The sequence below is a fragment of the Pseudoalteromonas ruthenica genome (assembly GCF_008808095.1).
Lineage (GTDB): Bacteria > Pseudomonadota > Gammaproteobacteria > Enterobacterales > Alteromonadaceae > Pseudoalteromonas > Pseudoalteromonas ruthenica.
Window position 1 is genome coordinate 1,178,716 of the sequence record NZ_CP023396.1, and the last position, 13,441, is coordinate 1,192,156.

A 13,441-nucleotide genomic window follows, 5' to 3' on the forward strand; every position below is an offset into this window, starting at 1 on the left:
TTAAGTGTATTCAACTGGCTTGAAAATGTAAAACAGTGAGACACACTATTTAGGCATAAGTACAATAGTGAAAAATTTTCCTGTTCACAAAAGGTATAGTAACTATGATTATTGGTGTACCAAAAGAGATAAAAAACCATGAGTACCGTGTTGGTATGATCCCAGCCAGCGCGCGCGAACTTATCAACCATGGTCACGAAGTCATTGTTGAAACGAATGCTGGTTTAGGCATTGGTTTTACTGACGAAGATTACATCGAAGTAGGCGCAAAAATCTTACCAAATGCGGCAGATGTGTTCGCCCAAGCAGAGATGATCATCAAAGTAAAAGAGCCGCAAGCTGTTGAGCGTGCGATGCTACGCCAAGATCAAATCTTATTTACTTACCTTCACCTAGCGCCAGATTTACCACAAACTGAAGACCTAGTGAAAAGCGGCGCTATCTGTATCGCATACGAGACCGTAACCGATGCTAAAGGCGGTTTACCGCTACTTGCGCCAATGTCAGAAGTGGCGGGTCGTATGTCTATCCAAGCCGGTGCTCAGGCACTTGAAAAGTCTAAGCAAGGCCTTGGCATGTTGCTTGGTGGCGTACCGGGTGTTGAGCCTGCTAAAGTTGTGGTTATTGGCGGTGGTATGGTTGGCCGTAACGCAGCCCAAATGGCTGTCGGCCTAGGCGCTGATGTGACCATTTTAGACCGTAACGTTGACGTACTACGTAGCCTTAACGCTCAGTTTGGTTCACTTGCAAAAGTAGTGTATTCAACTGCCGACGCGCTAGAGAAGCACGTATTGGATGCCGACTTAGTGATTGGTGGCGTACTTATCCCAGGTGCTGCAGCACCTAAGCTTGTGACTGCTGAGCACATCAAAGCAATGAAACCTGGTGCCGCAATTGTTGACGTAGCTATCGACCAAGGTGGCTGTATTGCGACTTCGAAGCCTACCACTCATGACGAGCCAACATACATTGTTGATGACGTAGTTCACTACTGCGTAGCGAATATGCCAGGTGCAGTACCACGTACATCAACTTTCGCGCTTAACAACGCGACATTGCCGTACATCATCAAGCTGGCAAACAAAGGCTACAAGCAAGCACTTCTTGAAGACGAGCACTTCCTAGAAGGCCTTAACGTCATCAAAGGTAAAGTAACTTATAAAGAAGTTGCTGAAGCATTTGATATGGAATACCTTGACCCACGCACTGCGGTTGAGAGCCTATAACGACAAGTTATAAGTAACTAAATATAAAGGGCAGATACACTATCTGCCCTTTTTTATTGCCGATTAACAACTATTCCCGATTATCTACGACCCTACCCCGAATAACGCGAAACTTATAAGCCTTTAATCATAAAGCTCCATACTCCATGACTGTTAATTAAGAACGAGGATGGGACGGTCAGACACACTCGTTTTTGAACAGAAATCGGTTTCATAAAAATCGAATATTAGCGATTCGTGAATAACTATAGGTATGGCAAAGTGAGTTGTGGATAGTTAACACGATGAGGGGGAGTCGAGAAGTTTGAGTATTTAGACCAACCTAAGCTCTATCCCGTCAAAGAAAACGTCTTACTATTCAAAAGGCGACTGTCGAATGAAAGCCGCTGAATGGATACCGTCAAAGTTTAAATCTTAAGAGCGGTCTTCTTTAAGTTTCATAAACTCCTTAAGGCCTAGGTGTACTTTAAAGCGAACAGCGTTGCCATCCCAACCTAGTTCAGGGTTCGCAAACTTAGTTTTCCAACCGGAACCACCATAACCAGAGCGAGCTTCGTAACCAATGATGCCAAAATTATATAACTCTTCTAGTGATGCTTGTGCATCATACTTTGGCGACTTTCCTTGTTGTACTTCATCATATGCCTTTTGATACTCATCAGCCCTAAAATACTCTCGACCCAGTTTAGAAAGCGTTTGTAGACAAGACTCCCAGTCACCCCAATGCGTTGCAATTTCATCATCTAACTCATGCTTTAGATATTGTGAATATTTTGGCCTAGCATCTACTACATGTGGGTTTTCAAAGACATCAACCGTACTCTCATCACTTTTCTTGACTACCTCAAGTAGTAAGTTCATAAACGAAATAACATCACGTGGTCTTAAGAAAGAACGGTCAATGATGTGCTTCCATTTAGGTTGTCGTTTAATACGCCTTCCGTCATCAATCGTATTCCAACTGTGTTCGTGACCTAATTTAACCTTAATTCGTTTATTCATGAGGCCAAGAAGTGTATCGTCATCCCATTCAATTGTGTCTGAATTTGTTTGGGAGATTTTGTTTTTGTCCGAAAACTTAAGTTGCTCCCAAATATCGGTACGTAAATAAATAACGCTCTTCATATTCAAGCTACATTCACGCAGAAGCTTATTAGTCTCTTTCGCAGCAAGAACTAAACCGATAATCATCTCTTTTCTTGATTCACTTAGTACGGTAATACCACGGTCTAGCTCATCAAAATGAAGGGATAAGGCGTTAATATCTGCGGCATTGGAGATCTTAGCTACGTGGGACAAAATTTTATCAGTAAGCGCATTCAACTCATGGCCAAGTCTCATTCTGTCACTTCGCTGTAAGGATATTTTACCAATTTTACAACCAAAAATTTGAGGCTCTAAATCACCAGAAAGATTAAGTTTCTTGAGTGAAAAAATGTTTTTTATAGTTGGTTTGTCAGTTCCATAATTGTCAGTAAGAAACTTTTTAATCTCTACTACTTCAGTCATTTGCGGGCGATTGGCTGACTTTATCACTAGTTTTGCTAACTCAACCGCAATGAGATACTTCCATGATGCGACATAAGATTCCACGTCTTCAACGCCTTCATCCTTTATTGTTTCATGAACTTTCCAAGGGTAGCCGTTTAAGTTTAAGCCTGTTGAACGAGTCGCATGAGCACCTTCAGTGAAATAGCGAAATAACGCAGTTTTTCCTGACCCTTTACGTCCTAATACTAAGAAGCTATTACCTGTTTCAATGTTTTCAGTTATGCTCATCGATACAAAAAAATCTAATACTGCATCTTCTTCTGCTTCAACATTACCGAAGCTATCTATATTTTTTAACAAAATTTATCCCTAGTGCGTGAACGTAAAGTTGCATTCTAACTATAACTTATTGACTTAAAATCTGATTTATTATGGCATGCTAAAAATGTGCGTCAATATACACAAAATCAAAAGCCGCCCCTCCAATAATTAAGGTTTCGCTTGTCCGGCGTTCTTGAAATCAGATTAGATTTAGTATGGCAAACGCACTTCCTTATGATTTGTGAAGTCTTTAATCTCCCTTATTTTGGGACAAAAACGAGTTACGCCTAAAAATCTGATTTTGGCATTGAGTTGACTGCCGCACAAATTGTTATATCGCTATAACACCCCTATTCTTCCCCACACTCGGGTAACAATAAACGGGTTACAACAGCGATTGCGCAAACAAAAAAGCAGCTCGTTATAAGCCGCTTTTGAAAGCTATAAGCCTAAGAGAGTTTAAATAAAGCGTTTAACGACGAAGTCCACTTTGACGCGCTTAGCCTGGCCAAGAATCTTTTGCACTGGCTCTGGGTAATCAGCCATTTGCTCCAGCTCTTTATAGCTGTTCAAGCGGGTACAATGTTGCATAATCGCCTGCTTCTCTTGCTCTATCGCTGTAACCATTTGACCGTCTTTGTCATCAATAAAAATACCGTTTTCGATATCCAGGCCCCAAGCCCGAGGATTAAGGTTATGACCACTTAATAAGTGGTAGCGCTTGTCGCTGCATATGCCCTTTAAGTGAAACGAGTTGCTGTCATGTTTCCACAGGTACACATTGAGATTACCCGCTTCGATGAAGCGCTTTTGGTTTTTTAGGAACTTGGCCAAAATGGTTTCGTATAAATAAGGCAGAGCCCCTACTTTCGAAAAGCGCTCAGTCGGAGGGATGTAAAAATCATTGGCGGTTTTATCACCGACAACAATGGTTACTTGTTTACCCTGCCGTAACAGCCTGCGTAGCGCTCTTAATAGCGGCGTTGGGAAATTAAAGTAAGGAGTATAAAGCACGAGCTCATTATCGGTGATATCAAACAGTTGCTTGATTAAACGATTAAGTTTGTTGTTGCGCCGCCCGAGCCCAATAAAGGGGCGTACGGTTAAGGGGGCATGACTGTCTTGGCTGCTCTGGCGATAACTTGCTTTTTTCAGCGCTCTTACTAATTGCTTGTGCTCGGCTTTAATATCGATAAACGCCGGGATTGGTCGTTTGTCTAAGCGTGGCACGGCGTCAGAGGCGATTAAGGTCTGCTCTATAAACTCGACAAAGGCATCACTTAATTGTGCTTGCTTGATAACAAAATACCGGTCTAAGCGGTAGCGCTCGAAATAGTGTAGATAAACGTTATTCAGGCTTGCTCCGCTGTACAGCAAGGTGTCGTCGATGACAAAGCCTTTGAGGTGCAGTACCCCAAACAATTCCTTTGCTTTTACTGGCACGCCATATACTTGCACGTTGGAGCCGCTTTGCTGTAAGCGCTGGTAATACAAAGCCGCATTGCCCTCGCTTTTGTCGGCACCAATGAGCCCACGCTGAGCACGATGAAAATCGACCAGTACTTTTACTTCCAACTCTGGATTTTGGCGCGATGCGTCATGTAATGCATCAAGAATTTCCCGACCCGCTTCATCATCTTGAAGGTACAAAGCGGTGATATAAATACGGTGTTTAGCCGAGGCAATCAGCTCAAGCAGTCGCTGCCGGTAGCTTTTTGCATCAAGTAAAATATCAATGTCTTGTTGTTCGAGCGCATAGCCCGCTTGATGTTGCCAAAAATACATGAGGCCCTTATTTTTCTGCGTCGCCGGGGGCGCACCCTCGGGGCGAGTTTATAATTGCCCTAGAACATAGCAAAAAAAATATCACAGGTCATGAAATAACGGTTTGTTATTCGTTATTTGCTGTAATAACGCACAAGTACAGATTTTTTGACATCCTGCGGTTTTAGCGCTGAGTTATGTTTGCAAAATTGTTTACTTATGGATTGTTTTTCTTAGAATCACCCGCATAACTATGTTCACATGAATTAATTGGAAAGTTGTATGAGCGCCAAACACTGTAAATTACTTATTCTTGGCTCCGGCCCAGCGGGATACACCGCAGCCGTCTATGCCGCCCGTGCTAACCTTAACCCTGTGCTGGTTACTGGTATTCAACAAGGCGGTCAGTTAACCACGACCACTGAAGTTGAAAACTGGCCTGGCGATGCCCACGGTTTAACGGGTCCGGCTTTAATGGAGCGTATGAAAGAGCATGCTGAGCGCTTTGAAACTGAAATTGTGTTCGATCACATCAATGAGGTGAATACCCAGGTTCGTCCGTTCGAACTCAAAGGCGACAGCGGCACGTACACAGCCGATGCGCTGATCATTGCCACCGGTGCATCAGCTAAATACCTTGGCCTTGATTCAGAAACTGCCTTCCAAGGCCGTGGCGTGTCTGCGTGTGCGACCTGTGACGGATTCTTCTACAAGAACCAAAAAGTGGCTGTTGTTGGTGGCGGTAACACCGCTGTTGAGGAAGCGCTGTATTTGTCTAACATCGCCTCTGAAGTTCACGTAATTCACCGCCGTGATAGCTTTAGAAGTGAGAAAATCCTTTCTGATCGATTATTAGAAAAGGCTGAAAATGGCAACGTAACTATCCATTGGAATCGTACACTTGATGAAGTGTTAGGTGACGACATGGGCGTAACAGGTGTGCGTATTAAAGATGCCAATTCTGACGCCACCGAAGAGCTTGATGTAATGGGCGTGTTTATTGCGATTGGCCATAAGCCGAACACCGATATGTTCCAAGGCCAGTTAGAAATGAAAGACGGTTATTTAGTTGTTGAATCAGGCCTAAATGGCAATGCTACACAAACCAGTGTGGAAGGTGTTTTTGCTGCCGGTGACGTGTCTGACCACATTTACCGCCAAGCAATTACCTCTGCTGGTACAGGCTGTATGGCGGCGCTCGATGCAGAGCGTTACCTAGATAACTTAAAATAAGTATTGATGGGGCTACGGCCCCATTATTCTATGACTCAATATTTACACCACTTGGGTAGCATTGACGAAGGCTTCCCACACCCGAATACTGCGCTAGAGAACCCTGATGGCCTCCTTGCTATTGGTGGTTGCCTTAGCCCTCCACGATTAAGCGATGCGTATCGCCAAGGTATTTTTCCTTGGTATAGTGAAGGTGAACCTCTTATGTGGTGGTCTCCTAGCGAGCGCGCCATCATCGAACTTGATGATTTCCACGTTAGTCGTAGCCTGCGTAAAAGCGCACGCAAACTTGCTATCAGCGTAAGCGTAAATCAGTGTTTTGCTGAGGTTATCCATCAGTGCAAAGTACAACGCATAGCGCAAGAGGGTACTTGGATCACAGATGCGATGGAGCACGCATATATCCAAGCTCACCATCAAAACCTAGCCCATAGCGTTGAAGTATGGCAAGGCCCCCGTTTGGTAGGCGGGCTTTATGGCATTATGCAGTCACGCGTGTTTTGCGGTGAGTCGATGTTTTTTCGCCAACGGGACTGCTCCAAATTAGCAATGTGGGCGCTGGTGGAATTGCTCAAGCAACATGGTGGAGATTTTATCGACTGCCAAATGATGAACCCCTATTTGGCGCAGTTGGGGGCAACTCCCCTACCCAGAGAGGATTTTTTAGCTAGACTTAAAGAGAGTAATCAATATCCCATTGATTTGTCTTTTTGGCGAGCACGACAACTAGAGTCTCCTTATGGCGCAACACCTTCCCATAAAAATAGGCCTTAGCCAACGTTTTCCTTGTAGTTATCTTGATGAACAAGAAGAACAGCTGTTGGTTATTCTTGATCCCTTATGTTATACCCCGCAAGGGTTTGAAGCGCTCTTGCAACATGGCTTTCGCCGTAGTGGTGAACAAATATATCGACCCCATTGCCCCAGTTGCACGGCCTGTGAATCGGTGCGCATATTAGCCAGTGAGTTCACCCCCTCACGTTCGCAAAAACGTAAGCTTAATAAAGTCAGAGAGTTTGCCGTGCATGTGAGTCACTTTGAGCGCCCTGAATACTACCCGCTGTACGAACGCTATATTAATGAGCGCCACAGTGATGGCAGTATGTATCCCGCTGAGCGCAGTCAGTTTGAAAGTTTCTTACTGTGCAAGTGGATGAACATCGCTTTTATTGAGCTTTGGCATCAAGAGCGCTTGATTGGCGTTGCCGTTACCGATGTTATGCCCAACTCCTTGTCTGCTATTTATACTTTTTTTGATCCTGACTATGAGGCGCTTAGCTTGGGAAGCGTGATGATCCTCAAACAGATAGAGCATGCCCAGAAGCTGGCAAAAGACTTTGTCTATTTGGGATATCAAATCGATGATTGTCGCAAGATGCGCTATAAATTGCAGTACCGACCAGCGCAAAGATTGCGTGCAGATGCGTGGATTGCCGTCGAATGAGCACAAATTCGACAAATTCAGTGCCTTGGCTTTACTTATTCGTTGCTTTTCGGCACAATCGCATGCGTTTAACTATCACAGAGGTGTTACGCTAGATATGGCGAAAGAAGACGTAATTGAAATGCAAGGGACGGTACTTGATACCCTACCTAATACTATGTTCCGTGTAGAACTAGAAAACGGCCACGTAGTTGTGGCGCATATTTCCGGTAAAATGCGTAAAAACTACATTCGTATTTTGACTGGTGATAAAGTAACTGTGGAACTTACGCCTTACGACTTAAGCAAAGGCCGCATCGTTTTCCGCGCGCGCTAATTTGCCAGCGAAGCCAGTTTAGCAAAAAGCCCAGCAAGTGCTGGGCTTTTTGCTAAGTGCTAAGCACATTAGGCGGGGCTAAGCTCTTCAGAGTAGTTAAATTCCAGTTTATCGTTTTTGACATCCACTTTCACATCGCCGCCATCAACGAGCTGACCAAATAATATTTCGTTAGCCAATGGTTTCTTAACTTGCTCCTGTATCACTCGCGCCATTGGCCGTGCACCCATCGCTTTGTCATAGCCTTTATGTGCCAACCAAGTACGTGCTTCGTCGGTCAGTTCAAGGTTGACTGATTTCTTATCAAGCTGTGCTTGCAGCTCTACCAAGAATTTATCAACCACTTGCAAGATCACCTCGGTATCGAGATGGTTGAACCAAATGATATTATCCAAACGGTTTCTAAACTCTGGCGTAAACACCTTGTTGATTTCCGCTAACGCATCATGCGATGAGTCTTGCGTGGCAAAACCAATGGAGTTTTTCACCGTTTCTTGTACACCCGCATTGGTGGTCATCACTAAAATAACATTACGGAAGTCCGCCTTACGGCCGTTGTTATCGGTTAGTGTGCCGTGATCCATAACCTGCAACAGGATATTGTAAATATCACTGTGTGCTTTTTCGATTTCATCGAGCAGCACAACGGCATGTGGCTGCTTGATCACCGCATCAGTCAATAGCCCTCCTTGCTCGTAACCAATATACCCAGGCGGTGCGCCTATCAAGCGACTTACGGCATGGCGCTCCATGTACTCAGACATATCAAAGCGGATAAATTCGATACCTAAACACGTGGCCAACTGTTTAGTCACTTCTGTTTTACCCACGCCCGTTGGACCGGCAAATAAGAATGAGCCCACCGGCTTATCTTCATTAGCAAGACCCGAGCGCGACAAACGTATCGCCGAAGATAAAGCCTCAATTGACTGATCTTGACCGAACACCAACATTTTGAGGTTGCGGTCGAGGTTTTTAAGCACTTCTTTGTCGCTTGAGGACACACTTTGCTGCGGAATGCGCGCTATCTTAGCGATAATTTGCTCAATATCGGCAACATTAATGGTTTTCTTGCGCTTAGATACAGGCTGCAAGCGTTGATTTGCCCCCGCTTCATCAATGACATCAATGGCTTTATCAGGCAAATGACGCTCATTGATATATTTTGCACTTAGCTCTGCCGCCGCACGCAGTGCCTTTTGCGTGTAGCGTATGCCGTGGTGCTCTTCATAACGCTCTTTCAGACCATTAAGAATTTTTGCAGTGTCTTCAACGCTTGGCTCGCTCACATCTATTTTTTGGAAACGACGCACTAGAGCGCGGTCTTTTTCAAAAATATTCTTAAACTCGTTATAGGTCGTCGACCCCATGCAGCGAAGCTCGCCACTTGAAAGCAATGGCTTAATTAAATTCGATGCATCCATGACGCCGCCCGATGCTGCGCCAGCGCCAATAATGGTGTGTATTTCATCAATAAAGAGAATGGCCCCAGGTTCTTTTTGAAGCTGTTTGAGCAAACTCTTTAAACGTTTTTCAAAATCACCTCGGTACTTAGTACCAGCAAGCAAGGCACCCATATCAAGGGAATAAACCACGCCATCAGCGATAACTTCAGGGACTTCATTGTGAATAATACGATAAGCCAGCCCTTCGGCTATGGCTGTTTTACCCACGCCAGCTTCGCCGACCAACAACGGGTTATTCTTTTTGCGCCGGCACAACACTTGAACGGTACGCTCCACTTCTTGATCGCGACCGATCAGCGGGTCTACCTGCCCTTTTTCTGCCTGCACGTTAAGGTTAGTGGTGTATTTGTCGAGAATATTTTTCTCTTCCGACGCTTCACCACCCATTTCCTCGTGAATTTCTTCATGATCACCGAGTTCTTCCCCCTCATCGTCCATGCGCGAAATGCCGTGGGAGATAAAGTTCACTACATCGAGGCGATTAACGTCGTTTTTCTTCAATAGGTAAACGGCCTGGCTCTCTTGCTCAGAGAAAATAGCAACCAGCACGTTTACGCCTGTGACTTCACTTTTCCCGGACGACTGCACATGAAACACGGCACGCTGTAAAACGCGCTGAAAACCAAGTGTTGGCTGGGTTTCCCGTTCTTGTTCAAGATCTGAGATGACCGGCGTTGTTTCATCAATAAACTCAGATAATTCGTTACGCAACAAACTCAAGTCAACACCGCAGGCAATGAGGGCTTCATTCGCGGATGGATTATCTAGTAATGCCAGCAGCAAATGCTCCACCGTCATAAACTCATGGCGGCGTGTGCGGGCTTCTTTGAACGCGTTGTTCAAGGTAATCTCTAGATCTTTATTTAGCATTGGCAACCCCCAAAACTTTCAAACTTTTATTCCTGCTCACAACTGCAAAGCAGTGGATGCTCATGGTCACGGGCGTAGCGGTTAACCTGCTCTGTTTTGGTATGGGCAATATCTGCAGGGTAGATACCGCAAACCGCTTTACCCTCGTGATGGACCTTGAGCATCACGTCTGTTGCTCTTTCGCTATCCATATTGAAAAACGTTACTAATACTTCAATAACGAAGTCCATGGGCGTGTAGTCGTCGTTATTTAAGATTACCTTAAACTTACGCGGTGGCTGCAGCTTCTGCTTTTGCTCGTCACGACTACGCTCTACAACACCTGAATCTTTCATTCCACTCATATCTAAATATAGTCTTGTCTCTAGATCTCAAGCAAACCTGAAATCAAAAATAAATAAACTGTTAAAAAAATGCACAAAAAACTTGACTGAATGACCAAATAAACTACAGTCAAACGTGGACTGGCTATTCATTCGCCAGTCTAACAAACTATCAGGTTTAGATTAACTAAATTAGTCAACTTATAGAAGGATGTAGAAGTATGGCTTGTGGAAAAGTCAAATGGTTCAACAACGCCAAAGGGTTCGGTTTTATCCAAGAAGATGGTAGCGAAGAAGATATCTTTGCCCACTATTCCACTATTCAGATGGACGGATATAAAACACTGAAAGCTGGCCAAGATGTTACGTTTGAACTGCAACAAGGGCCTAAAGGCCTGCACGCAACCAATATTGCACCAACTGATGGCTCTGAACCGCTTTAATGCGGAAAGACCTAAGTGCTTTTGAGGCGTACGCAGACATTCAACAGTACATCGAAGAGCGGGCTTTGCAGTATTTCGGCTCGCTTTGATTTTCCCCCTGACCCCCCCCTCTTTTTTATTTACCGTAAAATTCGTTCATTTGTGTAAACATTACTTGAATTTTTTCTAATCGCCCTAACGTCTAGGTGAATGGAGCTTTTCTGTTTAGCTTGTTACACTGCCATACAGTAACAGCACGAGTTGGCCGCGCTAAACTAGACTTTAAAAGCGGTCGATACGATACAACGATAAATTAGGACACAAAATGACCTCGAAAATCATTTATACAAAAACTGATGAGGCGCCAGCCCTGGCTACCTACTCACTCCTACCTGTTATTGAAGCCTATTCCAAAGCTGCGGGCGTTGAGGTAGAAACCCGTGATATCTCGCTAGCCGGGCGCATCATTGCGCTATTCCCCGATTTCCTAAACGAAGATCAGCGCATTGGCGATGCACTTGCCGAATTAGGTGAGTTGGCAAAAACACCTGAAGCAAACATTATCAAACTGCCCAACATCAGTGCCTCAATTCCACAGCTGAAAGCGGCCATTAAAGAGTTACAAGCGCAGGGTTATGCCCTTCCAGATTACCCAGATGAGCCAAAGAACGAGCAAGAACAAGACGTTAAAGCACGTTATGACAAAGTAAAAGGCAGTGCGGTAAACCCTGTATTACGTGAAGGTAACTCAGATCGTCGTGCGCCTTCTTCAGTAAAAGCGTACGCTCGCAAAAACCCACATTCAATGGGCGCATGGAGCAAAGATTCACAGTCGCGTGTCGCGTCAATGCAAGACGGCGATTTCTTCGGCTCTGAGCAGTCAGTAACCGTTGATAAAGCCACTAGCGTGCGTATTGAGCATGTCGACGGTGCAGGTAATACCACCGTATTGAAGCCAGAAGTAAAATTACTTGATGGCGAGATTATTGATGGCTCACGCATGAGCGCAGCAAAGCTACAGGCCTTTATTGGCGAGCAAATTGATGCCGCGAAAGAGCAAGGCGTGTTGTTCTCGCTGCACATGAAAGCCACTATGATGAAAGTGTCTGACCCAATTATCTTCGGCCACGCGGTCAAGGTGTTCTACAAAGACGTTTTCGACAAGCACGGCGAGCTCTTTGATGAGCTGGGCGTAGACGTCAAAAACGGTATTGGCGATGTGTATGCACGTATCGAAAACCTTGATGAAGCCAAGCGCAAAGAAATCGAAGCGGACATTATGGCCGTGTATGACAAGCGTCCACGCGTAGCCATGGTTGACTCAGACCGAGGTATCACCAACTTACATGTACCTAGCGATGTGATCATTGACGCGTCAATGCCAGCCGCTATTCGTTCATCAGGGCAAATGTGGAACGCCGATGGCCAGTTGCAAGACGCCGCATTTGTTATCCCAGATCGCAGCTACTCTGGCGTATACGATGCAACCGTTGAGTTTTGTAAAAAGCACGGCGCATTTGACCCAAGCACCATGGGCAGCGTACCTAACGTCGGCTTGATGGCGCAAAAAGCGGAAGAGTATGGCTCACACGACAAAACGTTTGAGATCAAATCAGCCGGTAAAGTACGCGTTGTCGATGCGAACGGTCACACCTTAATCGAGCACGATGTTGAAGCCGGTGATATTTGGCGTATGTGTCAGGTTAAAGACGCGCCTATCCAAGACTGGGTTAAATTAGCAGTGAACCGTTCACGCGCGTCGAACACCCCTGCGGTATTCTGGTTGAATGAAAACCGCGCCCATGACGCCGAGCTAATCAAAAAGGTGAACACCTATTTACCTCAGCACGATACTGACGGCCTAGATATTCGTATCATGGACCCAGTCGCGGCAACGCAGTTCTCATTAGAGCGTATCAAAGACGGTAAAGACACCATTTCCGTTACCGGTAACGTATTGCGTGACTACCTAACTGACCTATTCCCGATTCTAGAGTTGGGAACCAGTGCTAAAATGCTGTCTATCGTTCCATTAATGAATGGCGGCGGTCTGTTTGAAACTGGCGCCGGCGGTAGTGCACCTAAGCACGTGCAGCAATTCCAAAAAGAAAACCACTTACGTTGGGATTCTTTAGGTGAATTCCTTGCGCTGGCGGCATCATACGAGCACCTAAGCGGTCGCTTTGACAATGCCAAGGCACAAGTGCTCGCCGATACGTTAGATGCAGCAACAGCGAAGTTCTTAGATGAAAACAAATCACCGTCTCGTAAAGTGGGTGAAATCGATAACCGTGGTAGCCACTTCTACCTAACGCTGTTCTGGGCCGAAGCGCTTGCAGCTCAAGATGACGATGCTGATCTAAAAGCACGTTTCACAGAAATTGCAGGTGAGTTGCGTAGCAACGAGCAGAAGATTATGGATGAGCTTAACGGTGCCCAAGGTAAAGCCATGGACATTGGTGGTTATTACCAGCCAAATGAACAACTTGCCTTCGGCGCGATGCGTCCAAGCGAGACATTTAACGCGATTCTAGCTAAACTTAAGTAATCGCCATTAATGCATTG

General features: G+C 45.2%; 11 protein-coding genes. 7 read left to right on the forward strand and 4 right to left on the reverse strand.

What is annotated here, in order from left to right; translation table 11 throughout:
* Positions 1–104: 104 nt before the first annotated feature.
* Positions 105–1,226, forward strand: a complete 1,122-nt coding sequence (gene ald / locus PRUTH_RS05640; protein ID WP_022944180.1) for an alanine dehydrogenase — start codon at positions 105–107, stop codon at positions 1,224–1,226.
* Positions 1,227–1,640: 414 nt separating this feature from the next.
* Here the strand turns inward: ald and PRUTH_RS05650 are convergent, their stop codons facing one another.
* Together PRUTH_RS05650 and pssA are read right to left on the reverse strand one after the other, a co-directional pair.
* Complete coding sequence (locus PRUTH_RS05650) at positions 1,641–3,077, reverse strand: P-loop ATPase, Sll1717 family (RefSeq protein WP_151172805.1); 1,437 nt, start codon at positions 3,075–3,077, stop codon at positions 1,641–1,643.
* Positions 3,078–3,497: 420 nt separating this feature from the next.
* Positions 3,498–4,823, reverse strand: coding sequence for a CDP-diacylglycerol--serine O-phosphatidyltransferase (gene pssA, locus PRUTH_RS05655; RefSeq protein ID WP_138588287.1), 1,326 nt, complete (start codon positions 4,821–4,823; stop codon positions 3,498–3,500).
* Positions 4,824–5,084: 261 nt separating this feature from the next.
* On the opposite strand from pssA, the gene trxB reads away from it, so the two are divergent.
* From trxB to infA, 4 genes are all read left to right on the forward strand, one after another.
* Positions 5,085–6,035 carry a thioredoxin-disulfide reductase gene (trxB, locus tag PRUTH_RS05660; RefSeq protein WP_045978766.1) on the forward strand — a complete coding sequence of 317 codons (951 nt, stop codon included), beginning with the start codon at positions 5,085–5,087 and terminating at the stop codon, positions 6,033–6,035.
* Positions 6,036–6,065: 30 nt separating this feature from the next.
* Positions 6,066–6,809 (forward strand): leucyl/phenylalanyl-tRNA--protein transferase, encoded by a 744-nt coding sequence (aat, locus tag PRUTH_RS05665; protein WP_138508430.1) that lies wholly within the window; start codon positions 6,066–6,068, stop codon positions 6,807–6,809.
* Positions 6,775–7,479, forward strand: a complete 705-nt coding sequence (locus PRUTH_RS05670) for an arginyltransferase (protein WP_151172806.1) — start codon at positions 6,775–6,777, stop codon at positions 7,477–7,479. Before aat ends, PRUTH_RS05670 begins: the two co-directional genes overlap by 35 nt.
* Positions 7,480–7,576: 97 nt before the next feature.
* The gene (gene infA / locus PRUTH_RS05675) at positions 7,577–7,795 is read left to right on the forward strand and encodes a translation initiation factor IF-1 (protein ID WP_010560183.1); all 219 of its coding nucleotides are present in this window, start codon (positions 7,577–7,579) and stop codon (positions 7,793–7,795) included.
* A gap of 68 nt (positions 7,796–7,863) precedes the next feature.
* On the opposite strand, the gene clpA is transcribed toward infA, so the two are convergent.
* Positions 7,864–10,131 carry an ATP-dependent Clp protease ATP-binding subunit ClpA gene (clpA, locus tag PRUTH_RS05680; RefSeq protein ID WP_151172807.1) on the reverse strand — a complete coding sequence of 756 codons (2,268 nt, stop codon included), beginning with the start codon at positions 10,129–10,131 and terminating at the stop codon, positions 7,864–7,866.
* 26 nt (positions 10,132–10,157) lie between these two features.
* Positions 10,158–10,475 carry an ATP-dependent Clp protease adapter ClpS gene (gene clpS / locus PRUTH_RS05685; RefSeq protein ID WP_053911292.1) on the reverse strand — a complete coding sequence of 106 codons (318 nt, stop codon included), beginning with the start codon at positions 10,473–10,475 and terminating at the stop codon, positions 10,158–10,160.
* Between the two features lie 200 nt (positions 10,476–10,675).
* Between clpS and cspD the strand changes: the two genes are divergently transcribed.
* Positions 10,676–10,897 (forward strand): cold shock domain-containing protein CspD, encoded by a 222-nt coding sequence (cspD, locus tag PRUTH_RS05690; protein WP_022944168.1) that lies wholly within the window; start codon positions 10,676–10,678, stop codon positions 10,895–10,897.
* A 304-nt stretch (positions 10,898–11,201) separates the two neighbouring features.
* Positions 11,202–13,424 (forward strand): NADP-dependent isocitrate dehydrogenase, encoded by a 2,223-nt coding sequence (locus PRUTH_RS05695; RefSeq protein WP_151172808.1) that lies wholly within the window; start codon positions 11,202–11,204, stop codon positions 13,422–13,424.
* Positions 13,425–13,441 lie beyond the last annotated feature (17 nt).

Bases quoted from the DNA above. Each gene is read 5' to 3' on its own strand.
- ald (WP_022944180.1), top strand. From the start codon at position 105: ATGATTATTGGTGTACCAAAAGAGATAAAAAACCATGAGTACCGTGTT.
- PRUTH_RS05695 (WP_151172808.1), top strand. From the start codon at position 11,202: ATGACCTCGAAAATCATTTATACAAAAACTGATGAGGCGCCAGCCCTG.
- clpS (WP_053911292.1), bottom strand. From the start codon at position 10,475: ATGAGTGGAATGAAAGATTCAGGTGTTGTAGAGCGTAGTCGTGACGAG.
- aat (WP_138508430.1), top strand. From the start codon at position 6,066: ATGACTCAATATTTACACCACTTGGGTAGCATTGACGAAGGCTTCCCA.
- trxB (WP_045978766.1), top strand. From the start codon at position 5,085: ATGAGCGCCAAACACTGTAAATTACTTATTCTTGGCTCCGGCCCAGCG.
- cspD (WP_022944168.1), top strand. From the start codon at position 10,676: ATGGCTTGTGGAAAAGTCAAATGGTTCAACAACGCCAAAGGGTTCGGT.
- clpA (WP_151172807.1), bottom strand. From the start codon at position 10,131: ATGCTAAATAAAGATCTAGAGATTACCTTGAACAACGCGTTCAAAGAA.
- infA (WP_010560183.1), top strand. From the start codon at position 7,577: ATGGCGAAAGAAGACGTAATTGAAATGCAAGGGACGGTACTTGATACC.
- PRUTH_RS05670 (WP_151172806.1), top strand. From the start codon at position 6,775: ATGGCGCAACACCTTCCCATAAAAATAGGCCTTAGCCAACGTTTTCCT.
- pssA (WP_138588287.1), bottom strand. From the start codon at position 4,823: ATGTATTTTTGGCAACATCAAGCGGGCTATGCGCTCGAACAACAAGAC.